Source organism: Streptomyces fulvoviolaceus, from assembly GCF_000718165.1.
Lineage (GTDB): Bacteria > Actinomycetota > Actinomycetes > Streptomycetales > Streptomycetaceae > Streptomyces > Streptomyces fulvoviolaceus.
Map to the genome: position 1 here is coordinate 253,718 of NZ_JOEY01000001.1, position 26,489 is coordinate 280,206.

Consider the following 26,489-nt stretch of genomic DNA (forward strand, 5'->3'; position numbering starts at 1 on the left):
TGGCGGTCCCCGCGCCTGAAGGGTACCGGGGTTGTTTGGGGCGCCTTCTGTGGGGGGTGGCGCAGGTGCCCTCGTCGCCCTTTGAAGGGTGCCCCTGAAGAGTGCCCCCTGTACGCACAAAAAACGGGCCGGTCCGTGGGGGGGAGACGGACCGGCCCGAGGGGGGGTTTCCACCATAACCCTTCGTAAGTGATGCTGCGTGCATCGGCGTGCCACAACTACTCTCCGGAGTTGGACGGCGACGGCGCGGTGGCCTGTAGAGGGCCTGTTCATGGCGGTTTCGTGGCCGAATCACAGCGGATTCGTGGACACGGGAGGCTTCCCCCGCCCGGGTGAACGCGGGTCGGAACGTTTCTTTGACGCCGACCGGAGGCGCGGCACCGCGCAGCCCCCTCCACTGCGCGGTGCCGCCGCGCAGCTTTGCTCGCGCGAATTACCTTGGTCTGAACTTACGTGAAGTGCGGAGTAGATGCGAGCCACCTGCGATAACAATGTGGAAACCCCGTGAAGACCATGGATATACGGGATACTTCACCCCAGCATGCACTAAACGCCCTATTTGCTATCCGCATCTCGGCAACCCGGCCGCCAAAGAGGACACCCGCCGACCTCGTTGCGGCCTAGCGTCGAAGCATGACCGTGAGAATCACGTGGGACCGGGCGAGCGCACGGCGGCTGCGACGGCAGTTCCTGGCCACTCCGGCCGAAGCGGGCACGCCGGTCGCCGATGTGGTCGGTGCGATGCTCGCCGCGCATGCGCAGGTGCTGTCCGCGGCCGAGGTGTCGGTGGGGGTGCGGACCGCCGGGACGACACGGGCGGACGTACGCGCCGCCCTCTGGGACGACCGTGTCCCCTCGCTCGTGAAGACGCACGGCCCGCGCGGGACCGTCCATCTCCTCGCCACGCACGAACTGCCGCTGTGGTGCGCCGCGTTGGCCGCCGTTCCGTCCGGTGCGAGCCCGTTCCCGGCCGGCGTGCGGGTCACCGAGGAGCAGGCCGGACAGATCGTGACGGCCATCGGCGAGGCGCTCGACGGGGTCTGTCTGACCATCGACGAGCTGGGCGAGGAGGTCGTCGCCCGCACCGGCCCCTGGGCCGGTGACCTGGTGATGCCCGCCTTCCAGGACCTGTGGCCGCGCTGGCGGCAGGTCCTGCACCGGGCCGGTCAGCAGGGCGCGCTGTGCTTCGGCCCGAACCGGGGCCGCAAGGTGACGTACACCCGCCCACCGCACTTCGACCCGCTGCCCGCGAAGGAGGCGGTGCGGGAGCTCGTACGGCGGCATCTGCGGGCCTACGGCCCCTCGACGCCGGCGTACTTCGCGAAGTGGCTCGCGGCGCCCGGCGGTTGGGCCACCGGGCTGTTCCGTGAGCTGGCCGCCGAGGGTGGGATCGAGGAGGTCGTCTTCGAGGGGGCGCCGGCGTGGGTGGCGGCCGGGGACGTGGATTTCCCCGAGGAACCCGTGCGGGGCGTGCGGCTGCTCCCCTACTTCGACGCGTACGGCATCGCCGCACAGCCCCGCGAGCTGCTCTTCCCGGGGGACGCGTACCGGCGCGCGCTGGCGGGCGGCCAGGCCGGGAACTACCCCGTGCTGCTGGTCGACGGCGTGGTGGCGGGGGTCTGGCACGAACGCCGCCAGGGACGTCGCACGGCCGTCACGGTGGAACCGCTCGGGCGCTTCACGGCCCGCCAGGGGCGGGAGCTGGGCGAGCAGGTCGAGCGGGTGGGCGAAGTGCTGGAGGCGAGGCCGGAGTTGACGATCGGGAAGGTTGCGGCGGGGCCGCACGCGTGAGGGTCAGTCCTTCGGCTTACGGGCCTCGACGAGGTGGCGGGTGCTGTGCGCGATGAAGGGGCCCTCCGTCGCGATCTGCTCGTGCAGGGCGCGGAGTTGGGGCTCGTACGCCTCGACGGTGAAGTCGGGGACCATCCACACCACCTTGCGCAGGAAGTGAACGACGGCTGCGATGTCGTAGAACTCGACACGGAGCCGCTCGGCGCGCAGGTCGACGATCTCCAGGCGGGCCGCCTCGGCGCCGGCGCGCTCGCGGTCCGGGTGGCGGTCGCTGCTCTGCTCCTCCGGCAGGGGGCCGAGGAAGTACTCGACGAGCTCGAAGACGCTGCGTGGGCCCACGTGTTGGGCGAAGTACGTGCCGCCGGGCGTCAGTACACGCGCGATCTCCGCCCACTGGGGGCTGACCGGGTGCCGGCTGCTGACCAGGTCGAAGGCCCCGTCCGCGAAGGGCAACGGCGCGTCCTCGGGTGACGCGACGACCACGACGCCGCGCGGCCGCAGCAGGGCGGTGGCCTTGGCGACGTTCGGCGGCCAGCCCTCGGTCGCGGCGGTGAGCACCGGCGCTGCGGGGGCCGTGCCGAGGGCGAGGTCGAGGACCTCTCCTCCCCCGGTCTGGAGGTCGAGCGAGGCGGTGGCGCCGGCCAGCCGCCCGGCCAGCGAGCGCGCGAATCCCCACGTGGGCCGCGCCTCGGTGGCCCGCCCCTCGAACCAGGAGAAGTCCCATCCCTCGGTGGGGACGGCGGCGCCTTCGGCGACGAGGTCGTCGTAGGAATCCATGGGCTGATCGTCGCAGGGTGTTGTCAGTGGCCGCTGCTAATTTTTGGGGCATGACGAAACCTGACGCATCGGGCATGCCGTACGCGGGGGCCGAGAGAGAAACGCTGCACGCGAGCCTGAACCGGGTGCGGGACGCGGTGCTGTGGAAGCTGGAGGGGCTGGACGACGAACAACTGCGCCGCCCGATGACCCCGTCGGGCACGAGCCTGCTCGGTCTGGTGAAGCACCTCGCGTCGGTGGAGTACGGCTGGTTCGTGGAGAGCTTCGGCGGTGCGGTGGAGCCGCTGTGGTTCGACCCGTACAAAGGCGAGGACATGCGGGCGGGCGAGGACGAGACGACGACACAGATCGTCGAGTTCTACGGCCGGGCCCGCGCCGCCGCCGACCGCACGATCACCGAGCTGCCCCTCGACACCGTCGGCCGGCCGCCGTGGCGGGACCATTCCGTCACCCTGCGCTGGGTCCTCGTCGACCTGATCGAGGAGACCGCGAGACACGCGGGGCACATGGACGTGGTGCGGGAACTGATCGACGGGGCGACGGGGGATCACCGGCGGGGATGACGAGCTCGTGGGGAGCCACGTCACGGCACCTGGGGCCGGACTTCCTCGGCGGCGAACCGTACGAAGGCCTCCGGGTCGGGTTCGTCGCCCGTCGGCTGGAGGATCACCGTGTCGGCACCGGCCTCCGCCAGGCGCTGTACGGCCTTGGCTACGGCACCGGCGTCCCCGGCGACACCGAGGTCCGGGACGGACTCCAGCCCCTCGTCGGTGAGTTCGGCACGCAGCCGGGAGGCGGCGTCGGGGCCGGTGGCGGTGAGGAGGTAGACGACGACCTCGTGCGGTTCGGTTCGGCCTGCCGACTCCCGCCCCTCGTCGATGAGTTGACGAGCTCGACGGACGCCGTCGGGCGTGGTGGAGGCCGTGAGGACGGTACCGTCGGCGGCCTCGCCGGACAGCCGTAGCGAGCGGGGCCCGGTGGCCCCGGCGAGTACCTCGACGGCACCGTCCGGCGGCCAGTCGAGAGCCACGTCGTCCAGCCTGACGTACCGGCCGTCGACCGTGACCCGCTCCCCGCCCAGCAGGGCCCGCAGCACGGTGAGATGCTCCCGCAGCAGAGTGAGGGGCGACTCGACCCGCGCCCCGACCTGCCCCATCCAGTCCTGCACGCCGTGCCCGACCCCGAGAATGGCCCGCCCGGGGAACATCCGGTGCAGCGTGGCGGCCTCCATCGCGGTGATGGCGACGTTCCGCAGGGGCACGGGCAGCAGCCCGACCCCGATGCGCACCCGCTCCGTCCAGGCGAGTGCGGCGGCCGCGGCCGAGATCCCGCCCTCCCGGAAGCAGTCCTCCCAGAGCCAGAGCTCTTCGAGCCCGACGTCGTCCGCGAGCCGGGCGACCGCGCGCAGTCGCTCGGGAGGCAGTTGGGGTCGGAAGACGACACCGAGTCCAGTCATGCCCCCTTCCTACCTAGCGGGCGGCCGACGGACAACACCATTACGAATCGGCGCTGTCGTCCCGCGCGTAGTGCAGCAGTACGACCCCGTTGCCGAAGGTCCGCGACTCGAGGAGCCGGAGGGAGGTCAGGGCATCGGCCTCCGGGAAGAGGGGTTTCCCCCGGCCGGCGAGCACGGGATGGACGTAGATCCGGAACTCGTCGACCAGCCCTTGCCGGAGAAACTCGGCACTGATCCCGGCCCCGCCGAGCGCGAGATCCCCGCCTGGCTGCTCCTTCAGCGCCCGCACCTCCTCGGGCACGACCTCCCGGACGACGGTGGAGTTCCAGTCGGCGTCCTTCAGGGTCCGCGAGTACACGATCTTCGGGAGGTCGCGCCAGATCCCGGCGAACTCCACCGTGATCGCGTCGGCGTCGGGGTCGGAGTCGGCGGTGGGCCAGTAGTCGGCCATGAGCTCGTACACGACGCGACCGTGGAGGAGCGCGCCGAACTCCCTGATCGTGTCGTTCATGTGCTGGTGCAGTTCGTCGTCGACCCGGTGCCAGCTGATGTCCCCGCCGGGCCGCTCGATGTACCCGTCGAGGGAGACACCCATCATCAGGACGATCTTCCGCATGAACAGTCACCTCTCAGAGCTGTACGTTCGGTTCGCACAGTACGCGGCGGCGGAAGGGAAGGCGGGGAGCTGCGATGGGGCGTCGGCAGGACGGCTGGGGAACGTTGGTCGTGCCGGGGGAGCGGGAGGACGTCTCCGTTCCGTTGGAGATCGCGACCTCGTACCGCGCCCGTACCAAAGGGCTCCTCGGGCGGGACTCCGTCGACGGGGCCATTCTGCTCTCCCCCGCCAACAGCGTGCACACCTTTCGTATGCGTATCCCGATCGATGTCGCCTATCTCGACCGCCGGTTCAGGGTCGTCGCCGTGCGGACCATGAAGCCGGGGCGGCTGGGCCTGCCCCGGGTGCGGGCCCGGCATGTGGTGGAGGCGGAGGCCGGGGCGATGGAGAGGTGGGGGGTGCGGGCCGGGGTGCTGGTGGAGGTCGTCAGGGAGTGAGCTGCGGTCACAGCGGCAGGCCGTGCAGTACGTCCGTCACGCGGGCGGGGTCCGAAGGGCCCATGTGGCCGGCGTTCGGGAAGTCGTGGACCGTGAAGCGGTTGTGCGGGGTGAGCTCGTCGGCTTCCGCGATCATGCGGTCCTGGAGCTGCGTGGCCAAGGTCTTGTCCTTGCCGAAGCGGAGGTACGTGCGCGGGATCCGGCCCCAGGTGGCCGCCCGGCCGACCGCCCGGTCACCGTACGCCGTCATCGACTCGTCCGTCTGCATGCCTTCCAGTACGCGCAGGAACTCGGCGTCCGGATAGTCCTCGCAGATCATCTCCTTGAAGACGGCGAGGTCGCGGCGGTCAGCCGTACGCCAGTTGAGGCGCAGCACACCGAGCTTCGCCGGGTCGCCGATGATCTGGTCCAGCGGGGTGATGGCGTGCTGCCCCTCCGGGGAGGAGGCGCAGTCGTTCAGGGACGGCATGCTGCGGCTCGGGCAGAAGGCGGCCATGTAGCAGATGTGGGCGAGGAGTTCGGGTACGGCGTCGGCGACCCGGCTCACCGAGAGCCCGCCCATGCTGTGTCCGACGAGGATCACGGGGCCGTCCAGTCGCGCGGCTCGGCGTACGGCGGCCGTGACGCGTCGTTCGAAGTCGTCGAGGGTGAGTGCGGCGACGGGCGAGGGCTCGGTCGCGAGGGCGCGCAGGTTCTGCGCCTGGTACGCCTTCGGTATGAACTTGCCGGTGCCGTGCAGGGGTTGGTCCACGGCGACGACCCTGTGCCCGCGCAGCGCCAGTTCCCTGCCGATCGCCGTCCAGAACGCGGCCGCGCTGTGGGTGCCGTGGACGAGGACGTAGGTACGCACTCCATCAGTGTCGGTCGCCCTCGCGGTTCCCGCACCCATGCCTACGGCGAGTGCGGCGCCGCCTGCCGAAGCGGCGAGCGCCTGTAACGCCCGGCGGCGTGAAGTCCCGCTGGAATAGGGGGTGTTGGTGCTCTCACTGTTCTCGTTGTCAGCCATACGACGAGGCTACGAACGCCCTCGGCACCCCACGATGGCCCTGCCCACCCGGTTGACGGTGTACTTGCGGACACCTCCGGCGCGGACCGTCCGTGAGGCGGGCAGGGCAAGCGATGGGACCGCTACCAGGTCACCGGCATTTCGTAGACGCCGTAGACGAGGCCGTCGTCCTTGAACGGGAGCTTCTCGATGTCAGTGGCCAGGCGCAGTGTCGGGATGCGACGGAAGAGGGTCTGGTAGGCGATCTGGAGCTCCAGGCGGGCCAGCGGCTGCCCCAGGCACTGGTGGATGCCGAAGCCGAAGGCCATGTGGCGGCGGGCGTTGCGGGTGACGTCGAGCCGTTCGGGCTCGGGGAAGTGGTCGGCCTCCCAGTTGCCGGTGGCGCCCGGGATGATGATGCCCTCCCCGGCCCGGATGGCCTGGCCGCCGACCTCGATGTCCTCGAGGGCGAGACGGCGCTGGCCCATGTGCACGATGGTCAGGTAGCGCAGCAGCTCGTCCGCCGCGTCCGCGAGGACCTTCTGGTCGTCGGTGTCGCGCACGATGGCGAGCTGATCGGGGTGCTCCAGGAGCGCGAGGACCCCCAGGGCGATCATGTTGGCGGAGGTCTCGTGCCCCGCACCGAGGAGCAGGACGCCGAGCATGGAGGCTTCCTGGCGGGTGAGGTCACCGGCGTCCATCCGCGCCGCGATGTCGGAGAGCAGGTCTTCGCCGGGGTTGGTGACCTTCGCGTCGAGCTGGTCCTGCAGGTACGTGAGCTGCGAGATGGTGGCGGCCCGTACGTCCTCGCGTTTCGCGTCCCGGCGCAGGCCCACCGAGCTGTTCTCCTGGAAGAAGTCGTGGTCCTCGTACGGCACTCCGAGCAGCGCGCAGATCACCAGCGAGGGCAGCGCCAGCGAGAACGCCTCCACCAGGTCGACCGGCTTCGGCCCGGCCAGCATCGCGTCGATCAGGTCGTCGGTCATCTTCTGGATGGCGGGGCGCAGGGCCTCGATGCGCTTGATGGTGAACGCGCCGGTCACCATCCGGCGGATCCGTGCGTGGTCCGGGTCGTCCATGTTGAGGAAGGACGGCGGGGCCTGGGTGACGCTGTTGCGGAAGGCCTCGTTCGAGAAGGGGAAGCCCGGCTGCCCGGTGTCGACGCTGAGGCGCTGGTCGCCGTACAGGGCCCTCTGATCGTCGTAGCGGGTGACGAGCCAGTGCACACTGCCGTCCCACAGCCGGACCTTGGAGACCGGCTTCTCGGCGTGCAGTTTCATCATCTCCGGCGGCGGGGCGAACGGACATCCGGCCGCCCGGGGCATCGGGAAGTCGGGAACGGCCTCGTCCTGCGCGGCGGCAAGGGCGTTGGTCATGTCACTCCTCAGTGGGGGGAAGAGAGCCGCGGACATCCAAGCCGGTAAACCTGACAACTCCCTGTCATTTGACTGACATGAGATCGATTGGCTGGATCTCGCCATTGAATGGACCAGTTGGTACAAGCGCCACCCCAAGCCAGCACTCCGCCTTTTGCGCAGTCGTTACAAGGCCTGCCTTGTGGCGGCCACGACACAGGGTGTTCGCTGCTAGCGCACACCTCTCCAACGGATTAGTCCACCCGCCCCGTTAGGCGCTTCGATCTTTGATCTTGTCATGAACTCGTCATCAGCTTCAGCACTCTCGTCACCTGCACGCCGAGTCCAGGAAGTTCCCCCCACGGCCTCCACCTCGACGAACGACGAAAGGCCCCCCACATGTCACAGACGTCCGAGACATCCCAGACGGATACCACCGCACCACCCTCAGCCGAAGAGAGGACCGGCCTCGGCGTACGTCACGCGCTCGCCCTCCTCTCCCTGCTCTGGGCCGTCGCCCTGATGCCGATCGTCAGCATGCTGTCCGGCAACGCCCAGGCCGAGATCGCGATCCACTTCCGCACCACCCAGATCGCCTGGTTCACCCTGAGCACCGCACTGGCCGGCACCTTCGCCACCCCCTTCGTCATGAAGGCCGCCGCGCTGTACGGCAAGAAGCGCGTCATCGTGATCATCGCGACGCTCGGCATGGCCGGTGACCTGGTGGCCGCGCTCTCGACGAACTACGAGACGCTGCTCGTGGGCCGGAGCATCGCGGGCATCTACGCCCCGGCCGCGCCCCTGGCCTTCTCGATGGCCCGCGATGTGTTTCCACGCCGCCTGGTCGGGCCGGCCAGCGGGTTCCTCGGCGGCAGCGTCGGTCTGGTCGGCCTCGGTGGTCCGTTCCTGTCGGGTTGGGTCATCGACCACCACGGCTTCCGGGGCGCGCTGTGGTTCATGGTGATCTCCACGGTGGTGTGCCTGGCTCTCGTGCTCGCCTTCGTGCCCGAGAGCCCGGTACGGGAGACACGCACCCGTATGGACTGGGTCGGCGGTCTCCTGCTGGGCGGCGGACTGACCGCGATCGTCTACGGCATCGGAGAGGGCACCCACTGGGGCTGGACCAGCGGAAAGTTCCTCGCCTACGTCGGGGCGGGGATGCTGGCGCTGATCGTCTTCGTGTTCGTCGAGAGGAGCGTCGCCCACCCCCTGCTCCCGATGTCGATCCTGACGCGGCGCCCGGTCTGGACCGTCCTCCTCGCCACCGCCGTCGCCGCGGGCGCCATCAACGCCGTGGGACTGCTCACCCAGCTCCTCGCGCTCATGCCGAACATTCCCGGCGTCTCCGGCGGCCTGGGCTGGTCGGCCACGAAGAACGCCGTGGTGCTGGCCCCGATGAGCGTGACCACCATCGCGGTCGCCGTCGCGGCCGGGGCGCTCGCACGGCGGATCGACCCGCGGATCCTGCTGGGACTCGGTGGAATCCTCACCACCGTGGGATTCGCCATCGGCTCCCAACTCCACCACACCGTGGGCGAGTTCGCGGTCTGGGGCCTGGTGGTCGGTCCTGGTGTGGGGCTGGTCATGGCCATCACCCCCATCATGATCATCGGGGCGGTGTCCCCGGAGGAACAGGCCCTGGGCAACGGCACCCAGTTCCTGCTCCAGGGAGTCGCGACAGCGGTCTTCACCCAGCTCGTGTTCGTGGTCATGGCCAGGGACGGCAAGGTGCTGCAGGGCACGCAGTTCTACCTCGACTCCGGCTTCACCAACGCGCTGTGGCTCGTGTGCGGCTTCTGTGCGGTGGGTGCGGTCCTCGTCCTGCTGACGCCGAGGGTCAAGCGGCTCGATGAATCGGTCGTGGGCCAGGCGGCGGGCTGACCTACTGCGCGCCGGGTCGGCTGGGGTTTGCTCAGCCGGCCCGGTTCCTCGTGAACCCGTCCGGGCCGAACCGGATCTCGGGCGCGTCGCACGTCATGTCGATCGCTCCCCAGTCACCTTCCAGGTGAAAGACCGCGCCGCTCCGGGAAAGCGCGTCGATTCCGCCGTAGTCCTTCTCACCGGAGACGTCTGTCGCCGGCGGGGTTCCCTGTCCGGTCCAGTTGAGATTCCACACGTTCCGGAATTCGATCGTGGCTCGCGCGTAGCAGTTCTGCTCGCCTGGAGCGGGAGAGCGATATGCCGGGTGCTGCGGCGTGAGGACCAGCTCCACGTCGAGCGTCAGGCGGGCCGGAGTCGCCTCGATGCCGAGGACGAAGCTGTCTTCGAGGTGGACGTGCTCGAAGCCGCCCAGTTGTGGGTAGTCGGCCTCTTCAGGGTTCACGGCGGGCCTCGGACGCGGCGAGGAACTCTTGCAAGTCCCTTACGAGGAGCAGGTCGTAGCGGCCGAGGGCGGCCAGTCGCTCGAAGATGCCGCGCGCCGTCGCCTCCTGACGTTCCAGGTTCGAGTCGAAGTCACGGACGGTGAACAGGGAGTCGTACCGCTCGAAGGGCATACCGCGGTCTTCCTCGTAATCGTGGGTGAACTCCAGCTCGACCGCGGCACGGCCGAGTTTTACCGCGTAGTCGATGAACTCGTCATCCACTGGCTGCATCTCGGCCCCGCATGCCGCACCGACGTCCTCGACAAGCTGCTCCCGCGGAAACCCAGGACGAATGAAGACGTAGTGATATTCACTCACATGAATCCCCTAAGGCCACACAATGTTGTATCCGTCACCAATTACCCGAATATAGTTCATCCGACCCGGAGGGTTGTTTCGCAGGAACTTCTCCAATCCTTCGCGCGCTCCACTCTCGCCAAGACCGCTCCCTCGTGCATCGATGATGGCATCACGCGCCTGCCTCTTGGCCTTGTTCAGCGTGTTCTTGATGACGTTGGGCTGGGCTCCCGGATTCAAGGTCTTGAACTCCGTCCGTACACCATCCACGAGGGCATCGGGCGTTTTCTGACCGTTCACTTCGGACTCCTTGAGCGCTCTTACGCTCCTCCCTTCCGTTTGCAGCGTCTCGGCGATTCTGCGCTCCTTGGGACTGAATTCCTTCGCGGACTCGTCTATGGAACCGTCCCGGGACTTCCCTTGGCTCGCCTCGCCCGACCCTCCGTCCTCACCGGCCGCACCTCCGCCGGCACCCGCGACCATCAAGGCAATCCCCGCAATGCCGAGGCGTGCCGCCACGAGAATGCCCTCCGCCGTGAGTCCGCCGACGGCGCCGGAGCCGGCAAGGGCCAAACCCGCTCCTGGCGGAAAGAGCGCCAGCAGGGAGAGGAGGAGCAGGGCGAAGCCCAGGTAGGTGAGGAAGTGGTCGATGGCTTCGAGGAGGTGGGTGGCGGGGATGACTCGGCCGTCGGGACCGGGTGGGCCCGCGCTTCGCCAGAGCAGGAATGTTCCGGTTGTCGCGGAGGCCAGTGCCGAGGAGAAGCGGAAGCGGTGCGTGGCGAGTTGTTCGGCCAGGGGGTGAGTGGCTGCTTGGCGCCAGGTGCGCAGCAGCATCGTCAGGAGCCAGGCAGTCCAAGCCAGGGCTGCCGCCGCGAAGGCCTGGAGGATTCTCGGGCCGTTGCCCGTCGTGAAGTACTCCTGGAGTTCGGACGTCGGCTTGAACGAACCGATGCCGAGGAAGAGGACGGAGGGAAGGATCAGGATGCAGGGGATCAGTGTGAGGAGGCGTCTCCTGCGGTGAGCCGTGCCTGCTCGGGCTGCTCTGATGTAGGCACGTATGTCGGCCGTACGCCGCCATGCCTCGGCATTGTCGGTGGCATTGATCCGGGTCACTATGTCGGCCACGGTGCGGCGTAAGGGTTCGAGGGTCTCGGGTGGGGTCGCAGATGCCGCGTAACAGAGGGTCCTGCGTAGGCGTATGAAGCGCAGGGCTATCAGTGGAGTCCAGGGAAAGCGCAAGGACGCGTAGCGGATCAGTGTGGCGGCGGTGTCACCGTCCGTCCGCTCTCCAGCCAACAGGACGCCGGGGAGTCTTCGCTTGCCGCGGTGCAGGCAGGTCAGGTCGGCCGTCATCGCCAGGAGCAGTGCCAGGAGAGGGGCGGCCCATAGCTTGTCGTTCAGGGCTTCCAGCCATTTGCCCGCCTCGCCGTGCGAGTGGCCGGCCGCGTAGTTGTTGAGGGTGTGGTGGGTCACCGCTGCAGCGAAGGGGATCACCGCCAAGGGTTTCCACCAGCTTCGGGCTCGCCACAGGACTCCAACTGCCAGTCCGGCAAGGGTCGTCAACACGAGGTGCTCGAAGGGCACCACCGCGACCTCGCCAGTCCGGCCGAGGTGCAGGGTGGCGGCCGGGGACGGCAGCCAGGATGTGAACACCTCGCCGGGGCCCGGGATGTACGGCGGTGACAGGCTGTCCGGGATCAGCCAGCCTCCATGGCGGGGCAGGGCGCGGTCCGCGTCGAGGGAGTAGCGCAGGAGTGCTTCCAGGAGTCCGAAGCCTGCGCCGAGTGCCGCACCGAGGATCGTGAAGTCCGTCAATCCCCATTGCCGGCGGACTTTGGCGTACAGGCCGGCCAGCAACAGGGGTGAGACCTTCAGCAGTTCTTCCACCCACGGAGCCGTGGTGTAGGCCGTGGTGTTCACGACCTCGATCAGCGAGCGGCCTGTCTCGTCGGCGATGGCCCGGGTGTAGGCGAGTTCGACCAACGCGACGGCCGTTCCGCAGGCGTAGACGCCCACGAGGACGGCCAGCAGTACCGTCGAGAGGCGTACGGATCGCGTCGGCCATGAGATCGCGGCGAGTTGTACGACTCCGTACAGTGCCGCGGCCACCATGAGTACGGTCACGCACGTCCCCCGTTCCCCCACCCAAGGATGCGTTCGCTAACGCGAAGGAAAGGCTAGCCCTCAACGTCGGTTCGTTCAACGCCTTATGGCCAATCGACTTCGCTTACAGGAACTGTCCTTAGTACGCCCTCGCGCCCTCCCTCGGCAAGACCCGCCGACATCCGCGTACCGCCGCCCGGTTCGCGGGCGTCTCCAAAACCCCAGCCGCCGTCGCACGCCTTCAGCACGCAGGCCAGCACTCGCAGGGCCGCGCGGCGGCGGGCCTCACAGGTGTCGGCGGAGGTGAAACGGCAGGCGCAGGTGGCCAGTTCGCTACGGCTTCCTTCTCCGACGCCTGTTGATGAAGGAGGTAGTCGAGCTCGGCGAGGACGAGAGGAGACAGGACGAGGATCCTTGCCATCCCGAAGGCCTCGATTCCGTCCCGGTGCCGGTCGTCGCGACGGTTGAAGGCGGCGAGCAGGACACTGGTGTCGGCCACCGCGAGGGTGACAGGGCGGTCACGCGGCGCTTCCACCCTGCAGATACTCGTGCACGCGGCTCGCGAGGTCGGGCGGCCCGTCGAAGAGGCCCCAGTCGTCGACGACGTCACCGACGGTTCCCTCGGGGATGACGAGCTTCTCCGCCGCCCACTCGATGGCCAACGCCTCAGGGGTTCGCCCATCGAGGGCAGCGAGATCGCGGAGAATGCCGGCCGTCGTACCCTAGACCGTGACGCGGGCCTGGATCGGCTGTGGCTCTTCGGGCGGCAGTGCCTCGTCGTCTGCCGCCGAGATCACCGGATACTCCATTGGTTTCAGGTGCTACGACTCCAAATGTCAGCCGCGGGTAGGAGCGGTCGGCATGACCGGATGTGCCCCGGACCGGGGCACATCCGGAGCGCGAGGGCAGCTCGCGCTCCGGATCAGCCCGACACGTCAGGCGGCCAACGCGGATGCCGGACTCCCGTCCGGCGGCGGGCGGTGGCAGGCACAGCCGCAGCCGCGTGCCAGCAACAGGCCCGTGCTGTGCGGCAGCGGGATGTCCCGCGGTCGGCGGCACTCAGTGTGCACATCCTCGTACCCCGGCCGGCGGGCCAGTGTGCACTCCGGCGACAGCTCCCCCATACCCGGTCTTCCGTCGGGTCGCGCGTTCACCGCTTGCTGCTCCTGGCTCGGCGGGCCGGCGGCAGGGCGGTGAGGACATCCGGCTGTGGCGGGCAGTGCGCGGCGCACGTCTGGCACGCGTACACAGCGAAGCCCGGTCCCGAGTTCTGGTGCACGACGGCCACCACGACCGGGGTCTCGGTGGTCACTTGGCAGCGGACGCACATCCGTACCGGCTTGCGGGTCCCCGCTCGCGGTGCGTCGGGCGGCAGCGGGTCCTGCGCCAAGGTCGGCCTCGGCCCGCATCGCCGTCCGTGGATCGGTGACGCATCCGCCCCGGGCCTCTCGGCGCCCTCCGGATCCCCCGTACCCAGCGATACGGCCGTTTCGGTGCCGGACGGCTGGCCGGGCCGCTCACTCCGCGCTCCCATCACGCCACTCCTTCCGCGCCGATGACATGACGGTCAAGGTCGATACCGAAGTCGGCCGCGAGGACCAGCGCCACACGGCGCCGCGCCTGCCGCGCTTGTTCACGCTCCCGTACCTGGCCAGCCCGTTCCGCCGCGAGTACGTACGGCCGCACGGAGGCCGTCGCCCGGCCGTCGAGCGGCGCGAGTAGCCCGTACGGCGAACGGTGGACGGGCAGCCGTACCGCAACGCGACCGGGCGCCTCCGGCTTCCCGGCGGGAATCGGCACGGTGGGGCGCGCATCCGCCCTCCGCCTGCCGGTGCCGGGCGCGCACACGCCCAGGATCCAGCGCAGCAATGCGTGGATAATGCTCACTGTCATCAGCTCCTCAGAGGCTGGTGGCCATGCCCCCGGACGTTCGCCGCGTCGCGGGGGTCTTCTCGTATCGGCAGACTAACCCAACCTGGTCATGCCCTGCCATGGCATGACACGAATGAGCGTCACTTTCCCTGGCCACTTACGGTCAAGTCATGGTTGACATCCCGGAGGGCTACGGCCCAAACGACGAGCTGGACCCGGAGGCGGCCGATCCGCTGTACCTGCAACTTGCTGCGGTCCTCATCTCCCGGATCAAGAGCGGCGCGTACCCGCTCGGCCGATCGGTGCCCGGCGTCGACCGGTTGATGCAGGAATTCGGGCTCGCCCGGGGAACCGCCCGCAAGACGTTGGTCCTGCTTGCCGAGCAGGGCTACGTGCGGACGGTCATAGGCAAGGGGTCGTTCGTCATCGAGCGCGCGGCCGAGGATCAGCCCACCGACGCGGCCGAGGGCGACGCATCCACCAACCGAAGTGAGCGACCGTAGCGAGGCACCCGACTTCAACCCGCAGGGTTCCCAGCTCATCTACGTCGCCGTAGCCAGCCACATCGAGGCGAGGATCCGAGCCGGAGAGCTCCAGCCCGGCGCGCGCCTGCCCGCGGAGCGTGATCTCGCGCAGGAATACGGCGTCGCCTACCTCACCGTCCGGCGAGCTGCCCAAGTCCTGTGCGGCCGGGGGCTCATCGAGACCGTTCACGGCCGCGGAACCTTCGTCGCCGACCCGCTGCCCGAGGCGGCTGCGGACGCCCCGGGGCCAGGCAACGGGCCGGTCGACTGACGGGCAGGGGGCTGAGCCTCAGCGATTGGCCTCTTCCGGCCAGGCGGCGGGAGGAAGTCGCAGGCCGGCCGTCCCGGTCGTGGCCCAAAGGCTCCAATTACCCCTTCGCCATCGAACAACGATCGAAGTCGGAACGGTCAGCGGTTCAAGTCCATGACCCCGACCCCGAGCCTGTCGTATGCCTCCGGCGCGACTGTGGCCACCAGCGCTCCTTCGGGGAGCGTCGCGTTCGGCCGGGCCGCATGTACCGCCGCCGCGACGCCGAAGGGGACATCGTCGCAGTGCAACTCGGCAACGGTCACGGCCATGGCGTAGTCGTCATCGATCACACGGACCACGTCGAGCAGCACGCCGACGTACGCGACGATCCCGGGACGCTCGCGCTCAGCATCCAGGAGGCACAGCACGGGCGCCCACAAGCGGACGTCATCGCTCGCCGCCGCGGCGTGGATCAGGCCGGAGACCTGCTTATTGCCGCCCATGGCCAGGATCGTGGGTGTATCGAGGACATAGTGTTCGGCCAGGTTCAACGGGACGACTCCGCTTCCGCGAGCGCGGCCCGGTGAGCTGCGGTGGCCTCACGCATCTTGCGGCGCATGTCCGCCGACTCCTCGTCCGTCACGTAGTGCCCGAACCGCTCGGCGAGCAGTGCGCGGGTGCGATCAGCCCGTTCCTGGATCTGCTCGGGAGTCAGAGTCTGAGCGGCTATTTCCCCCATCAGGGCCCGGAGGCTGGTCCCCCTCGCCTCCGCCACGGCGGCAAGCTGGTCACGGACTTCGGCAGGCACGCGGATCATGACGTCGGACATGGCATTAGTATACGTGACGTATACGCCCTTGGCGTGAGGAAGGTGAGGTCGAGAAATGAGCCACAGCCGCTGGAAGACCATGCGTGAGCGGAAGCTCACCGACGGGTTCATCGAACCCGCCGACGTGGTCGAGGCCCGCCAGGAAATCCGCCTCTCCATGGCCCTCGCCCAAGCCGTGTACGACCGCAGGACCGAACTCGGCCTGCCCCAGACCGAACTCGCGGCCCGTGCCGGACTCAATCAGGCCAGGATCTCCCGGATCGAGGGCTCCGACACCGTCCCCACCCTGCCCCTGCTCGCCAAGCTCGCCAGGGAACTTGATGCCTCCCTGAACATTGCCCTCGACGAGGACGAGACCCGCGTCGCCTTCACCCCGCACCACAGCAGCGCCGCCTGAAAAGGGGCGACCTCGGTGGTCCGGCCGGCCGACCGTCGAGGTACAGCCCCAGAGCAGTTTGCTACTTCAATTGCTACACTGCTGTCATGGATTCCCCGGCGCAGTACACCCCAGACGACGGACCCTCCCAGAAGGTGAGCGTGTCCATGCCTGCGGGACGCATCGCCGCAGTCAGGGCCAGGGTGGGCTCGCGCGGATTCTCCGCCTATGTCAGTGCGGCCGTGGAGCGGCAGATACAGCGTGACCTACTGGAAGAGCTCCTGCAGGCCAAGGAGGCGGAGATCGGTGCGCCCTCGCCGGAGGTCGAGGGCTGGGCCTCCGAGATCTTCCGCGAGGCCGAGGCCATGGCCGAGGAGCGCGACGGGCGGCAGGCCGGCAAGGGGGAGACCGGATGGCAAGGGCTCGAGGCCAGTTGAGCCACGGGGTCCTGCTGCTCGACAGCCAGGGACTGAGCAAGTTCATGGACAACGATGAACGGGTCGCGGGACTCGTACGCATGGCTCAGTCCAAGGACACCTTGGTCGCCGTCAGCAATCTGACCCTCATCGAGGCCTGGCACGCGAAGGTCCGCATGGACCGCTTTCGCCGGCACGTGTCCCGCCTGGAAGTCCTGCCGGTGACCGAGACCATCACCTGGCGTGCCATTGACCTGCTGCGCAACGCAAACCTGCACGGTCACAAGTACGCAATCGACTCCGTCATGGCGGCGACGGCACTGGGATATTCGGGACCGCGCATCGTCGTCACCTCGGACGTGGACGACCTGAACAGGCTGTGCGGCGACAAGGTCCGTGCCGTGACGGTCTGATCAGCGACCCGACCTACGCGGGCGGAAGCGCGGGGAAGCCCCCTCAGTTCTCCCCCCGCGGGAACGACACCTCGACCCTGCGGTTCTTCTTGCGGCTCGACTCCGTCGAGTTGGAGGCGATCGGGTAGTCCTCGCCGTAGCCGCGTACCTCGAAGGTGATGTTCGAGTCGTTCAACTCCTGTGCCAGGACGTCTTCCACGGCGTTCGCCCGCTGCTTGGACAGGACGTCGCCGTGGGTCGAGGAGCCCAGGTTGTCCGTGAAGCCGAAGACCCGGATCCGCGTCGCGTTCTGGGTCTTGATCTCGTCCGCGATCCCGGAGATCCGGGCCTTCGCCTCGCCGTTGAGCTTCGCGCTGTCCTTGCCGAACAGGACCTCCGCCTGGAGGGCGAACTTCACGTCCGCGTTCGTGTCCTCGCGGCGTTCGTCGCCGCTCTGGTCCTCCACGACCTGCTTGATGTCCAGGACCTTGGGTTCGGCGAGGGTGGCGCCTTCCGGGATCTTGAGGTCCGGGTCGTTGGCGTCGACCTCGACGGGCGCGGTGGCGGAGGGTTCGGTGCCTGGGGGGACGCTGGGGCTGTCGTCGGCGTGGGCGGGGGTGATGGCCATGGCCGTCATGAGCGAGACGACGGTCACTGCCAGGGCGAGGCGGGGTGGGGTGTGGGTGGTGGTCATCCTCGGCCTCACCCGGAGATCTGGATGGTGGCGGCTGCGAACGTGGGCAGCTGGAAGGTGACTTCGGACGTGCTCGACGGCGGCGCGGGGAACTGCATGAACACCGGGATGGATGCCCCGGCGTCGATCCTCGGCATGCCCGTGGTCGTCAAAGGACGCCCGTCGGTGTCACGTAGGACGTAGTAGCGCTTCTTGGTCGCCGAGTCCACGAGGGTTGCTCCGCCCAACGAGGAGCCATGCCTGATGATTTCGGTCTCGTCACCTGCTGTCCGCACCGAGATCCGGGCCGCCTCGTCACCGTCGTTCTTGAGGTTTCCGCTCACGGTGACGAAGCCTCCGGAATCGCGTGTGGCAGAGGTGATCTGGAGGATCAGACCACCGTCGCCCTTGAGCTCGGCCAGAGGCTCGTCCGTGCCCTCTTGAGTACTGGGATTGGACCCGCCGTCTTTGGAAGCGGAGGCCGACGCCTCCGGCTTCTTGTCGTCGTCGCCACCCCCGCCGCAGCCGGCCACACCGACGGCCAGTCCGGCGGCAAGAGTCAACGCGACCATCCCCCTGCGGGCCTTCGCCGTGAACCGAATGCTCATCACTCCGCTTCCTTCATCACTCGTCGTTCGCTTGTCAGTCGGCCAGATGGACGTCGAAGAGGTCCTTGGGTTCCGGAAGATCGGTGAGATCCTTCGGGTCCAGTTGCCAGTTCCCGTCCTTGCAGGTGAGCTCCGGCAGGACGTCGTCCCCCGCACCCTCCCCGGGGAGCTCGAACTCACACAGCGGCTCGATCACGGCGGTGGCGGACGCCGTTGAGTGAAGGTCGTCGGTGCCGGGGACGATGGAGTCTCCCACGGGCTTGTTGGTCTTGAGTGTGACCTCGTAGCTCAGGAGCCCTACCGGCTGGCAGTCCACGTCACCGGCATCGTTCTGGGCGGCGAGCTCTACGGCCCGCCCGCAGGAGTTGTCGACCGGTGCGTTGCCGTCGAAGATGTCCTGCCACTGGGTCGGGTCGAGTACGTCCTCGACCCACTGGCCCGCGAGTTGGTCCCGAGTGTCCATGGCCGCCGCGAGTGCCGCCGCATCCGCTGCCGTCTGGGCGCCGTTCCGGTTCGCCGCCGCCTGGCCGACCGCAAGGTAGGCGAACGCGAGAAAGAGCAGACCCGCCACCACCATGATGTAGATGGGGAAAGCCTGCCCTGCGTCGTTGTACCTACGAGTCTTTGTCAGCCGATGACTTCGTCGATCTTGGCCACGATCGCGTCGTAGATCGTCTGCCCGATGTCCGTCCCCGTAATCGCCAGCACAATCGCCACCACCACCGCGATGATCCCCAGGTACTCGACCGCGGTCTGCCCCTTGTCGTTGCGCGCGGCGCGCGCCTGAAGGTGCGAGACGGTCGTGTTGATCCAGTTGCTCATGGTGGGCCCCTCCGGTGACGTCGCCTTCGGCATCCGGAGCGTATGCCGGAAGGTCCCGTTCCGGATAGGGCCCGTGGGCCCAGACGTGGACCCAGTCAGCCGCCCGGCCTCTCCCCCCTCGCATCACCACAGCTCACCCCAGTCCTCGGCTCGAACTCGGCGCCGTACCCAGCCACTTTGCGGCTGCTTGGGAACGGCTCGTGCTGTGGAGCTTGGCGAAGATGCGGTTGATGTGGTTCTTGACCGTCTTCTCGCTGATGAAGCAAGTGGCGGCGATCTGCTGGTTGTTCATGCCGGATGCGATGAAATCCATGATCTCCGCCTCCCTCGCGCTCAGTTGGAACCGTGACCTGTCAGACGATGACTGTCGCACAGTTGGTTGCAATTGCGAAAGCCTTTGTGGAGAAATTGGTGAGGTCGGAATGGGTGGCTCCGCATTTTCGTATGCAGTCGCACCCGTACTCACACCCTCCCGAAGCCGGGCCAGCAACGCACCCGCCGCCGTCGGCGTGAAGTGAGCCCTGCCCACCCTGATGTCCCGCACCGCGCCCACCAGTTGGTCCGTCGTGAACTCGCCGTGGACCAGGTAGCCGTCCGCGCCGAGGCGCAGGGCCTCCTGGACGATCTCCGGTTCTCCGCTGTACGTCAGCATCATGACCGGCGCGATCGGTACCAGGTAAGGGAGGGCCGAAATGCCGTCCACTCCGGGCATCCGGACGTCCAGGAGGATGACGTCGGGGCGGTGCCGGCGGGCGGTCTCGTAGGCCTCGCGGCCGTCGGCGGCCTCCCCTACGACCGTGATGTCCTCGCGGCCCGAGAGGAGGGCGGTGAGGCCGGCCCGGACCACCGGGTTGTCGTCCGCCACTACGACCCGTACGGGGGCGGGCGGCGGCTGCGTTGCCGTCGGGAAGTTCGCGAACGGGGGCTCGGGGGGCTGTCGTCGGTCCGGCATCTCACGGCCTCCTCTCATCGTGGGGGGTCAGGTGGTTGCGCCGTGCGTCGGTGTCAGCTCCGCCAACGGGAGTTGCAGGAGTACCTCCGTGCCTTTCGCGTGCGCGCCTCTGCCTATGTGGATGCGGGCGCCCACCGACGCGGCGCGTTCCACCATGCCGACCAGACCGAAGTGGCCCGCTCGGCGGAGTTCGTCGAGGGTGGTGTCCGGGGGCAGGCCGCGGCCGTCGTCGTACACGCTGATGCAGAGTTGGTCGCCTTCGACACCGGCGCGTACGTCGATGTGGGTCGCCGACGCGTGGCGGTGGGCGTTCTCCATCGCCTCCTCCGCGATCGTGAGGAGTTGGCGGGCCACGGGCGGAGTGACGGGGGGTGCGGCCATCTCCTCGGCGGGGTGGTAGTCCGTCTGCAGGCCGGTTCGGGTGCTGAAGTCCTTTGTACGGGCCGCCAGTTCCCGTAGTACGTCCGTGCTGTCCGCCTGGTCCGACTCACGGCGTAGGTCGCTGAGGATTTCGCGGGACTCCGTCGCCGCTCTGCGGGCCGAGCGGGCCACCAGTTCGGCCTGCTGCCTGAGCAGGGTCGGGTTCGGGTGGGTGGCGCTCGCCGAGATCGCCAGGCCTTCCGCCGCCAGGGCCACGCCGTGCAGCGTCTTGGCCACCGAGTCGTGCATCTCCCTTGCCAGGCGGGCCCGTTCCGCGCTGATCGCCTCCGCCACGGCCAGGCGGGCCTTCATCGTCGTCAGGGCCTGGGTCGCCGTACCGAAGCGGAGCAGCAGGTTGCGGAGGGTCGAGCCGACCGCGCCGGTGATCACGCAGAAGCCGGGGAGGAGGAGGGTCTCGGCGGGGCTTGAGTGGTGGTGCAGGGCCGTCTGGACCAGGAGCAGGATCAGGGACTGGAGGGAGGCGAAGACTGCGGCGCCTCGCCAGCTGTAGGCGATGCCTGCGAGGAGGGGGGTGCAGACGCTGACGTAGGCGAGGGTGGTGTCGGGGCCCGCGGAGATCAGGAGGAGCGAGCCGAAGAGGGTGTCCAGGGCCAGGAGGGTGGGGTGGCGGAGGAGGAGGGGGCCGAAGCGTTCCCAGTCCCTGAAGAGGACGTACGACACCATGAAGGTGACCACTACGGCCGTGCCTACGAGGCGGGTGCCCAGGCCCGGGTTGGCGTTGAGGAGGGCCGCGGGGGCGGCGACGGCGATCATGGCCAGGCGGAAGCCGAAGACTTGGCGGCACATGGCTTGGAGGGCGTTCACCTGGATGGAGAGTGCGGGTGCGGTTGGCCCCTGTGAGGGCTGAGCACCGTCGACGGCTGCCACTGTCCCCTACTTCCCCGTGATGGAGCCGAAGTCCGTCCCCGACCCCAGCAGCAACCCCGCGCCCAGCAGGATCATCGTCGCCGGGACCATGAACGTCGTGATCATCATCGTGGCCTTCGGGACCGCGCGGGCCGCCTTGCGGCGGGCGTTCTGCGCGTCCGTGCGCCGCATGTCCTTGGCCAGGGCGACCAGCGTGTCGACGATCGGCGCACCGAGCTCCTCCCCCTGCTGGAGTGCCGTCACGAACATCGCCACCTGCTCCGAGTCGTTGCGACGCCGCAGCTCCGCGAAGGCCTGCCGGCGGCTCATCCCCAGGTCCATCTGGCGGAGCGTGATGCGGAGTTCGTCCGCCCATGGGCCCTCGTACTTCGACGCCACCCGGTCCAGCGCCTGGCGGAAACCCAGACCCGCGCTCACCACCACCGCGAGCACGTCCAGGAAGTCCGGCAGGGTGCGCTCGATGACGTCCTTGCGGATACGGATCGCCGACCAGATGCCGACCTCCGTCCAGAACGCGCCGAAGGCCAGCAGGAGCAGGGCCACCAGTACGTTGCCCCGGAGCAGGAAGACCAGGAAGCCGACGCCGCCGAGGAAGCCGTAGACCGCCCTGCGTGCCGCGTAGCGGTGGATCGTCAGGCCGCCGGGATTGCCCGCGAGGTCGATCTTGCGGCGGTACTTCGCGACCTGTTTGGGGCCCATCAGCCGTAGGACCGCGGGGGCGTAGCGCATGCCCATGCGGTCGATCAGGGAGTCCACCGCGCCGGTGCGGGTGGCGCCGACCTCCAGGGCCAGCACCAGGTCGCTCGGCAGTTTCGCGTCCGCGCGGTACATGCGGATGCCGGCGAAGACGCCCCAGACGCTCACAGCCATCAACAGGGCCAGCCCGAGTGCCACCATCTCTGCCTCCCTCCCCTCAGACGTCGATGCGGGACATGCGGCGGATGAGGATGAAGCCGACCGCGTACAGCGCGAACGCGATGATCACCGCTCCCTGGCCGAACGGGGATCCCGTCATGCGTTCCAGCGCCCCGTCCTTGACGCCGTTCATCAGGAACAGCGAGCCCACGCCCAGCACCGGGACCGCGTACGACGTCATGCTCACCTGGGACAGCTGGGTGCGGACCTCGCGCCTCGTCTCTTTCCGCTCCTCCAGCGTCTCCGTCAGGTTCCGCAGGGCGCTGACCACCTGGCCGCCCGCCTTGTTGGAGAGGACCAAGGTCGTGACCAGGACGACCAGTTCGCGTGACGGCAGCCGTTCCGCCATCTCCCCCAGTGCGTCGTCCATCGTCATGCCCACCGCCAACTGGTCGGCCACCTTGGCCAGTTCCTCGCCCGCCGGGGCCTCCAGCTCCTCCGCCGCCATGCCGATCGCCGTCCGCAGGGCGAGGCCCGCGTGGGTCGCGTTGGCCAGGATGCGGGCCAGTTCGGGGAGTTGGTTGATGAACTTCTCGATGCGCTTCTGGCGTTGCCAGTTGAGGAACTGGACCGCAGCCCAGATGCCCAGCAGTCCGGCGATCGGGCCGAAGAAGGGGGCCAGGGTCGCCTGGCCGACCAGCCACAGGCCCGCGACCGCCGCCAGCATGGCCGCGAAGAACTCGCCCGGTGTGATGTCCAGGCCGGTCGCCGCCAGCCGGAGTTCCAGCTTCCGGCCCAGCTGCGTACGGCGGAGGCGGCGGTCCAGGTTGCGGAAGCGGCGCCGGCGGCCGACGTACGGGACCTGGCCGGCGGAGGTCAGGCGGTCGACGAGGGCCGCCCGCTGTGCCCGGCCCTTGGCGTAGACGTGGACGCCGATGACGGCGAGTACGCAGGCGAGCAGGGCTATGCCGGTGGTGAGCGTGTCTAGGGTCTGCAGGTCCATGGGGGTGGTCCTACCTGGTTTCCTGGGGGTCCATGGGGCGGGCCTTGTCTGATTCCTGGGGGTCCATGGGTGGGTCCTACCTGGCTTCTCGGATGGCTAGCTGGGCTGCGGTCTCGGCCACGCCGAAGGCCTGGGGGGTGGGCTGGCTCGCCATGTAGAGGCGGTCGACGGTGCGGCGTGGGAGGGGGAAGTACTCGAAGTGGCCGTAGATGCGGCCGTCGGGGGCCATCGGCCGGGCGTTGAAGCGGGCGACCGTCGCCAGGCGGTACGGCTCGCTGCCGTGGCTGTCCAGCAGGGCGATCTCGGTGATGCGGCGGGTGCCGTCGGCGAAGCGGGTGAGCTGGATGATCACGTCGATCGCGCTGTTGATCTGGTCGTGCAGCGCCTCGAAGGGGATCTCCACCTCGGACATGGAGGCCAGGGTCTTGAGCCGCATCAGCGCGTCCTCCGCGCTGTTGGCGTGGACGGTGGCGAGCGAGCCGTCGTGGCCCGTCGACATCGCCTGGAGCATGTCCAGGGACTCGCCGCCTCGGACCTCACCGACCACGATCCGGTCGGGGCGCATGCGCAGCGAGTTGCGCACGAGGTCGCGGATGGTGACCCGGCCCTGGCCCTCCACGTTCGGGGGGCGGGCCTCCAGCCGGACCACGTGCCGCTGCTGGAGCTGGAGTTCGGCCGAGTCCTCGATGGTGATGATGCGGTCGCTGTCGGGGATGAGTCCGGACAGGGCGTTCAGGAGCGTCGTCTTTCCCGTGCCCGTGGCTCCCGACACGATGATGTTGAAGCGCGCCTGCACCAACCCCGCCAGCAGGTACAGCATCTGCTCGTCCAGCGAGCCGAAGCCGGACAGTTCCTGCAGAGTGAACGAGCGCGGGAAGCGGCGGATCGTGAGGACGGCGCCGGTGAGGGAGAGCGGCGGGATGATCACGTTGACGCGCTCGCCGGACGGCAGGCGCGCGTCGACCATCGGGTTCGACTCGTCCACCCGCCTGTTGACCGTCGAGACGATCCGCTCGATCGTCTGCATCAGCTGGTCGTGGGAGGGGAAGCGGAGCGGGAGCTGTTCGACGCGGCCGCCTCGTTCGACGAAGATCTGGTCCGGGCCGTTCACCATGATCTCGGTGATGGACGCGTCCTCCAGGAGTGGTTCCAGGATGCCCAGGCCCAGCGCTTCGTCGACCACCCGCCGGATCAGCTGGGAGCGCTCCACCGTCGACAGGACCGGGCCCTCGCGGCTGATGATGTGCCCGAGCACCCGTTCCAGGCGGGCCCTGCGCTCGGCCGCCGCCAGCGAGCTCATCTCCGCGAGGTCGATCTCCTCCAGGAGCTTGGCGCGGTAGGAGGAGACGAGGTGGCCGTCCTCGCCCCGGCTGCCGTTCTCTTCCGGGGTGTTGATGCGTGACCGCAGGCTCATGGGGGCTTCCTCAGTGGTCGAGCGGCATGGTGGCGGTCTTCTGGGCGGTGCCGAAGTCCCAGCCGGGAACGATGGACGGGATGTCGACGGTGGCGGTGACCGTGACGTCGTCCCCGCCCTCGGCGGCGGAACAGTCGACGGACAACGAGGAGCTGATCGCGTTCACGCACCCCTGCTGGGCGCTCTCCTGGAGCGAGGCGGCCCGCGCCCCCGACCTGGCCGCGGTTCCCGCCTGCTGGCCGGTGTACGCGATCAGCCCGATCTGCACGCCCGCCATCGCGACGAGGATCAGGATCGGGATGAATCCGAGGTATTCGAGGGCGACCTGCCCACGATCTCGCCCCCGGTCTCGCCCCCGGTCTCGCCCCCGGTCGCGGCCTATACCGTCGTACGACATCTCAGTCCTTCACCTCCTCCACGGCACCCGCGTGGCCCTTCACGTCGAAGGGGAAGCCGATCGCGCCCGGGAAGAGGACGGGGACGTGGAGCGTGACGGTGGCTCTGACATAGCCGCCGGACGTGCTGCACTCCACCTCGCCGCTCCACGCGTCCGGCAGCTTGTCCAAGCCCGCCTGTTGGCACGCGCCCGCCCGCTGCCCCTGGGGCACCGCCGTTCCCGCCCGCGCCGCCTCGTCCGCAGCATTCCCCGCGAGCGTGTACGTGTATCCCAACAGGACGAACTGCCACATCAGCACCAGCGTGATGATGATCAGCGGGGTCATGCCGAGGAACTCGATCGTGACCTGGCCCTCGTCCCGTCGCGCCCTCACCGTCCGAGCTCCTTGCGCCGCCGGAACCCGACCGCCCCCCGGGGCCTCCCGTTCCGGTGGGCGGCGCCCTCAGCCCCCTTGATCAGCCCCAACTCCCCCGCGAGCGCCCACAGAGCCTGCTTCACGACACTCTTGCCGTCGAGCTCGTGCACGCGCCCCGCGTCCACGGCCGCCTGGAGTTCCTTGAAGTTGGCGGGGATCGCGATCTGGGCGATGGCGGTGCCGGTGATCTTCTGGATGAGCGGGGGCTGGATCTCCGTACCGCGGGTGTGGCGGTTGACGACGACCATGGTCTCCTCGGCCTTGCGGACCTGGAGGCGGTCCCACATGCGTACGGCCCGCTTGGCGCCGCGGACCGCGACCACGTCGGGGGTGGTGACCAGGAGGGCCGTGTCGGCCATCTCCACGACGGCCGCGCCCGCGCCGCTGAGCTGGGCCCCGCAGTCGACGACGACGACCTCGTAGCGGGAGCGCAGGGCGCCGACGATCTGGCGGGCGGCGCGGTCGGTGACCTCCTCGCCGCGTTCGCCGTCCCCGGGAGCCAACAGCAGCGCCAGGCCCGTGTCGTGGCGGAAGACGGCGTCGGCGAGGACGCGGGGCGTGATGTCGGTGATGGCGGCCAGGTCGACGACCGAGCGGCGGAACTGGACGTCGAGGTAGGAGGCGATGTCGCCGGTCTGGAGGTCCATGTCGAGCAGGGCGGTGCTACGGCCCGACGCCTGGGCGGCGAGGGCGAGTTGGATGGCGGTCAGGGTCGCGCCGACCCCGCCCTTGGCACCGCTGACCGTGACGACGGTGCCGCCGACTCCGGTGAACATGTCGCCGGAGGCGCCCAGATGACGCCGTACGCCCACCGACCACTGGGCGACCGCGTGCACCCGGCTGGCGAGTTCCTCGTAGCCCAGCGGGAGGGCGATCAGGCCGCGGGCGCCGTAGTCCATGGCGGCCTGGAAGAGGCCGGGGCTCGCGTCGGAGGTGACGAGAATGACGCCGGCGGCCGGGAAGCGCAGGGCGACCTCGCGGATGAGCTCCAGGGCCGGGACGGGGCCGATGCGTTCGTGCACCACCACGACTTCGGGCAGCTCGTCGATCGACTCGGCGGCGAGACGCGCGAGGGTGTCGATGAGCTGGGTGGAGTCGGTCACCGGGGCCACCGGCTCGGCGTCCGGGAGCTGGCTGAGGAGGGTCGTGAGGGAGCGGACCGCGTCCGGGTCGCCGACTGCCGGGAGGATCCTCGTGGGCATG

At 68.9% G+C, this 26,489-nt stretch carries 34 protein-coding genes; 9 read left to right on the top strand and 25 right to left on the bottom strand.

The genetic code is table 11. The features are described from left to right. The first annotated feature begins 633 nt into the window (after positions 1-633). Positions 634-1,791, top strand: a complete 1,158-nt coding sequence (locus IG08_RS0101225) for a winged helix DNA-binding domain-containing protein (protein ID WP_030594955.1) — start codon at positions 634-636, stop codon at positions 1,789-1,791. Between the two features lie 3 nt (positions 1,792-1,794). On the opposite strand, the gene IG08_RS0101230 is transcribed toward IG08_RS0101225, so the two are convergent. Then, entirely contained in the window at positions 1,795-2,568 is a 774-nt protein-coding gene (locus tag IG08_RS0101230) for a class I SAM-dependent methyltransferase (RefSeq protein WP_030594957.1), read from the bottom strand. Positions 2,569-2,618: 50 nt separating this feature from the next. Between IG08_RS0101230 and IG08_RS0101235 the strand changes: the two genes are divergently transcribed. Beyond that, on the top strand, positions 2,619-3,131 hold the full coding sequence (locus tag IG08_RS0101235; RefSeq protein WP_030594958.1) for a DinB family protein: 513 nt from the start codon (positions 2,619-2,621) through the stop codon (positions 3,129-3,131). A 20-nt stretch (positions 3,132-3,151) separates the two neighbouring features. Here IG08_RS0101235 and IG08_RS0101240 read toward each other — a convergent pair whose 3' ends face one another. Together IG08_RS0101240 and IG08_RS0101245 are read right to left on the bottom strand one after the other, a co-directional pair. Next, positions 3,152-4,024: an LLM class flavin-dependent oxidoreductase gene (locus IG08_RS0101240; protein WP_030594960.1), complete on the bottom strand. Its 873-nt coding sequence runs from the start codon at positions 4,022-4,024 to the stop codon at positions 3,152-3,154. Between the two features lie 40 nt (positions 4,025-4,064). Then, positions 4,065-4,640 carry a dihydrofolate reductase family protein gene (locus tag IG08_RS0101245; protein ID WP_030594962.1) on the bottom strand — a complete coding sequence of 192 codons (576 nt, stop codon included), beginning with the start codon at positions 4,638-4,640 and terminating at the stop codon, positions 4,065-4,067. A gap of 74 nt (positions 4,641-4,714) precedes the next feature. On the opposite strand from IG08_RS0101245, the gene IG08_RS0101250 reads away from it, so the two are divergent. Continuing rightward, on the top strand, positions 4,715-5,077 hold the full coding sequence (locus IG08_RS0101250; protein WP_030594964.1) for a DUF192 domain-containing protein: 363 nt from the start codon (positions 4,715-4,717) through the stop codon (positions 5,075-5,077). Between the two features lie 7 nt (positions 5,078-5,084). On the opposite strand, the gene IG08_RS0101255 is transcribed toward IG08_RS0101250, so the two are convergent. Both IG08_RS0101255 and IG08_RS0101260 read right to left on the bottom strand, forming a co-directional pair. Beyond that, complete coding sequence (locus IG08_RS0101255) at positions 5,085-6,083, bottom strand: alpha/beta hydrolase (protein ID WP_030594965.1); 999 nt, start codon at positions 6,081-6,083, stop codon at positions 5,085-5,087. A 122-nt stretch (positions 6,084-6,205) separates the two neighbouring features. Next, the gene (locus IG08_RS0101260; protein WP_030594967.1) at positions 6,206-7,438 is read right to left on the bottom strand and encodes a cytochrome P450; all 1,233 of its coding nucleotides are present in this window, start codon (positions 7,436-7,438) and stop codon (positions 6,206-6,208) included. A 378-nt stretch (positions 7,439-7,816) separates the two neighbouring features. Between IG08_RS0101260 and IG08_RS0101265 the strand changes: the two genes are divergently transcribed. Next, on the top strand, positions 7,817-9,298 hold the full coding sequence (locus tag IG08_RS0101265; protein WP_030594970.1) for an MFS transporter: 1,482 nt from the start codon (positions 7,817-7,819) through the stop codon (positions 9,296-9,298). 31 nt (positions 9,299-9,329) lie between these two features. Here the strand turns inward: IG08_RS0101265 and IG08_RS0101270 are convergent, their stop codons facing one another. The 6 genes from IG08_RS0101270 to IG08_RS56590 all read right to left on the bottom strand — a co-directional run bounded on the left by IG08_RS0101270 (position 9,330) and on the right by IG08_RS56590 (position 14,073). Then, a complete protein-coding gene (locus IG08_RS0101270) occupies positions 9,330-9,740 on the bottom strand; it encodes a hypothetical protein (protein ID WP_052424426.1) in 411 nt (136 codons plus the stop codon). Next, the gene (locus tag IG08_RS0101275) at positions 9,730-10,011 is read right to left on the bottom strand and encodes a hypothetical protein (protein WP_158812164.1); all 282 of its coding nucleotides are present in this window, start codon (positions 10,009-10,011) and stop codon (positions 9,730-9,732) included. The genes IG08_RS0101270 and IG08_RS0101275 overlap by 11 nt, the downstream gene beginning before the upstream one ends. A gap of 96 nt (positions 10,012-10,107) precedes the next feature. Then, positions 10,108-12,093 carry a CdiA C-terminal domain-containing protein gene (locus IG08_RS0101285; RefSeq protein ID WP_234342774.1) on the bottom strand — a complete coding sequence of 662 codons (1,986 nt, stop codon included), beginning with the start codon at positions 12,091-12,093 and terminating at the stop codon, positions 10,108-10,110. Positions 12,094-12,698: 605 nt separating this feature from the next. Then, positions 12,699-12,842, bottom strand: a complete 144-nt coding sequence (locus IG08_RS59890; protein WP_158812165.1) for a hypothetical protein — start codon at positions 12,840-12,842, stop codon at positions 12,699-12,701. A 488-nt stretch (positions 12,843-13,330) separates the two neighbouring features. Then, positions 13,331-13,714 carry a hypothetical protein gene (locus IG08_RS61075; RefSeq protein ID WP_234342775.1) on the bottom strand — a complete coding sequence of 128 codons (384 nt, stop codon included), beginning with the start codon at positions 13,712-13,714 and terminating at the stop codon, positions 13,331-13,333. Then, positions 13,714-14,073, bottom strand: a complete 360-nt coding sequence (locus IG08_RS56590; RefSeq protein WP_078655383.1) for a hypothetical protein — start codon at positions 14,071-14,073, stop codon at positions 13,714-13,716. The genes IG08_RS61075 and IG08_RS56590 overlap by 1 nt, the downstream gene beginning before the upstream one ends. 149 nt (positions 14,074-14,222) lie before the next feature. Here IG08_RS56590 and IG08_RS0101305 point away from each other — a divergent pair, with 149 nt between their 5' ends. Then, positions 14,223-14,555 carry a GntR family transcriptional regulator gene (locus IG08_RS0101305; protein ID WP_030594978.1) on the top strand — a complete coding sequence of 111 codons (333 nt, stop codon included), beginning with the start codon at positions 14,223-14,225 and terminating at the stop codon, positions 14,553-14,555. Next, positions 14,542-14,847, top strand: coding sequence for a GntR family transcriptional regulator (locus IG08_RS0101310; protein WP_052424429.1), 306 nt, complete (start codon positions 14,542-14,544; stop codon positions 14,845-14,847). Before IG08_RS0101305 ends, IG08_RS0101310 begins: the two co-directional genes overlap by 14 nt. A gap of 137 nt (positions 14,848-14,984) precedes the next feature. Here the strand turns inward: IG08_RS0101310 and IG08_RS0101315 are convergent, their stop codons facing one another. Continuing rightward, positions 14,985-15,377, bottom strand: a complete 393-nt coding sequence (locus IG08_RS0101315; protein WP_030594983.1) for a PIN domain-containing protein — start codon at positions 15,375-15,377, stop codon at positions 14,985-14,987. Continuing rightward, positions 15,374-15,655, bottom strand: a complete 282-nt coding sequence (locus IG08_RS0101320; RefSeq protein ID WP_030594986.1) for an Arc family DNA-binding protein — start codon at positions 15,653-15,655, stop codon at positions 15,374-15,376. Before IG08_RS0101320 ends, IG08_RS0101315 begins: the two co-directional genes overlap by 4 nt. 55 nt (positions 15,656-15,710) lie before the next feature. Between IG08_RS0101320 and IG08_RS0101325 the strand changes: the two genes are divergently transcribed. The 3 genes from IG08_RS0101325 (at position 15,711) to IG08_RS0101335 (ending at position 16,860) form a co-directional block, all read left to right on the top strand. Next, positions 15,711-16,052, top strand: coding sequence for a helix-turn-helix domain-containing protein (locus tag IG08_RS0101325; protein ID WP_030594989.1), 342 nt, complete (start codon positions 15,711-15,713; stop codon positions 16,050-16,052). 86 nt (positions 16,053-16,138) lie between these two features. After that, the gene (locus tag IG08_RS60550) at positions 16,139-16,468 is read left to right on the top strand and encodes a hypothetical protein (protein WP_043452872.1); all 330 of its coding nucleotides are present in this window, start codon (positions 16,139-16,141) and stop codon (positions 16,466-16,468) included. Continuing rightward, positions 16,444-16,860 carry a PIN domain-containing protein gene (locus IG08_RS0101335; RefSeq protein ID WP_030594993.1) on the top strand — a complete coding sequence of 139 codons (417 nt, stop codon included), beginning with the start codon at positions 16,444-16,446 and terminating at the stop codon, positions 16,858-16,860. Before IG08_RS60550 ends, IG08_RS0101335 begins: the two co-directional genes overlap by 25 nt. Positions 16,861-16,903: 43 nt before the next feature. On the opposite strand, the gene IG08_RS0101340 is transcribed toward IG08_RS0101335, so the two are convergent. The 12 genes from IG08_RS0101340 to IG08_RS0101395 all read right to left on the bottom strand — a co-directional run bounded on the left by IG08_RS0101340 (position 16,904) and on the right by IG08_RS0101395 (position 26,488). Further along, positions 16,904-17,533 (bottom strand): OmpA family protein, encoded by a 630-nt coding sequence (locus IG08_RS0101340; protein WP_030594995.1) that lies wholly within the window; start codon positions 17,531-17,533, stop codon positions 16,904-16,906. Between the two features lie 8 nt (positions 17,534-17,541). Further along, entirely contained in the window at positions 17,542-18,120 is a 579-nt protein-coding gene (locus IG08_RS0101345) for a hypothetical protein (RefSeq protein ID WP_030594997.1), read from the bottom strand. Positions 18,121-18,154: 34 nt separating this feature from the next. Next, the gene (locus IG08_RS0101350) at positions 18,155-18,751 is read right to left on the bottom strand and encodes a pilus assembly protein TadG-related protein (RefSeq protein WP_030595263.1); all 597 of its coding nucleotides are present in this window, start codon (positions 18,749-18,751) and stop codon (positions 18,155-18,157) included. Then, positions 18,748-18,942: a membrane protein gene (locus IG08_RS0101355; protein ID WP_030595000.1), complete on the bottom strand. Its 195-nt coding sequence runs from the start codon at positions 18,940-18,942 to the stop codon at positions 18,748-18,750. Before IG08_RS0101355 ends, IG08_RS0101350 begins: the two co-directional genes overlap by 4 nt. A 133-nt stretch (positions 18,943-19,075) precedes the next feature. Next, positions 19,076-19,894 carry a response regulator gene (locus IG08_RS0101360; RefSeq protein WP_030595003.1) on the bottom strand — a complete coding sequence of 273 codons (819 nt, stop codon included), beginning with the start codon at positions 19,892-19,894 and terminating at the stop codon, positions 19,076-19,078. A gap of 27 nt (positions 19,895-19,921) precedes the next feature. Beyond that, positions 19,922-21,121, bottom strand: a complete 1,200-nt coding sequence (locus IG08_RS0101365; protein WP_043452874.1) for a sensor histidine kinase — start codon at positions 21,119-21,121, stop codon at positions 19,922-19,924. Positions 21,122-21,208: 87 nt separating this feature from the next. Beyond that, the gene (locus tag IG08_RS0101370) at positions 21,209-22,099 is read right to left on the bottom strand and encodes a DUF5936 domain-containing protein (RefSeq protein ID WP_030595009.1); all 891 of its coding nucleotides are present in this window, start codon (positions 22,097-22,099) and stop codon (positions 21,209-21,211) included. Positions 22,100-22,115: 16 nt separating this feature from the next. Further along, complete coding sequence (locus IG08_RS0101375; RefSeq protein ID WP_030595012.1) at positions 22,116-23,060, bottom strand: type II secretion system F family protein; 945 nt, start codon at positions 23,058-23,060, stop codon at positions 22,116-22,118. A 76-nt stretch (positions 23,061-23,136) separates the two neighbouring features. Next, positions 23,137-24,474: a TadA family conjugal transfer-associated ATPase gene (locus IG08_RS0101380; protein WP_030595014.1), complete on the bottom strand. Its 1,338-nt coding sequence runs from the start codon at positions 24,472-24,474 to the stop codon at positions 23,137-23,139. A 10-nt stretch (positions 24,475-24,484) separates the two neighbouring features. Continuing rightward, the gene (locus IG08_RS0101385; protein WP_030595017.1) at positions 24,485-24,871 is read right to left on the bottom strand and encodes a TadE/TadG family type IV pilus assembly protein; all 387 of its coding nucleotides are present in this window, start codon (positions 24,869-24,871) and stop codon (positions 24,485-24,487) included. A 1-nt stretch (position 24,872) separates the two neighbouring features. Beyond that, positions 24,873-25,244 (bottom strand): TadE/TadG family type IV pilus assembly protein, encoded by a 372-nt coding sequence (locus IG08_RS0101390; RefSeq protein WP_030595021.1) that lies wholly within the window; start codon positions 25,242-25,244, stop codon positions 24,873-24,875. Then, positions 25,241-26,488, bottom strand: a complete 1,248-nt coding sequence (locus IG08_RS0101395) for a CpaE/TadZ family protein (RefSeq protein WP_030595024.1) — start codon at positions 26,486-26,488, stop codon at positions 25,241-25,243. Before IG08_RS0101395 ends, IG08_RS0101390 begins: the two co-directional genes overlap by 4 nt. Between the last annotated feature and the right edge of the window lies 1 nt (position 26,489).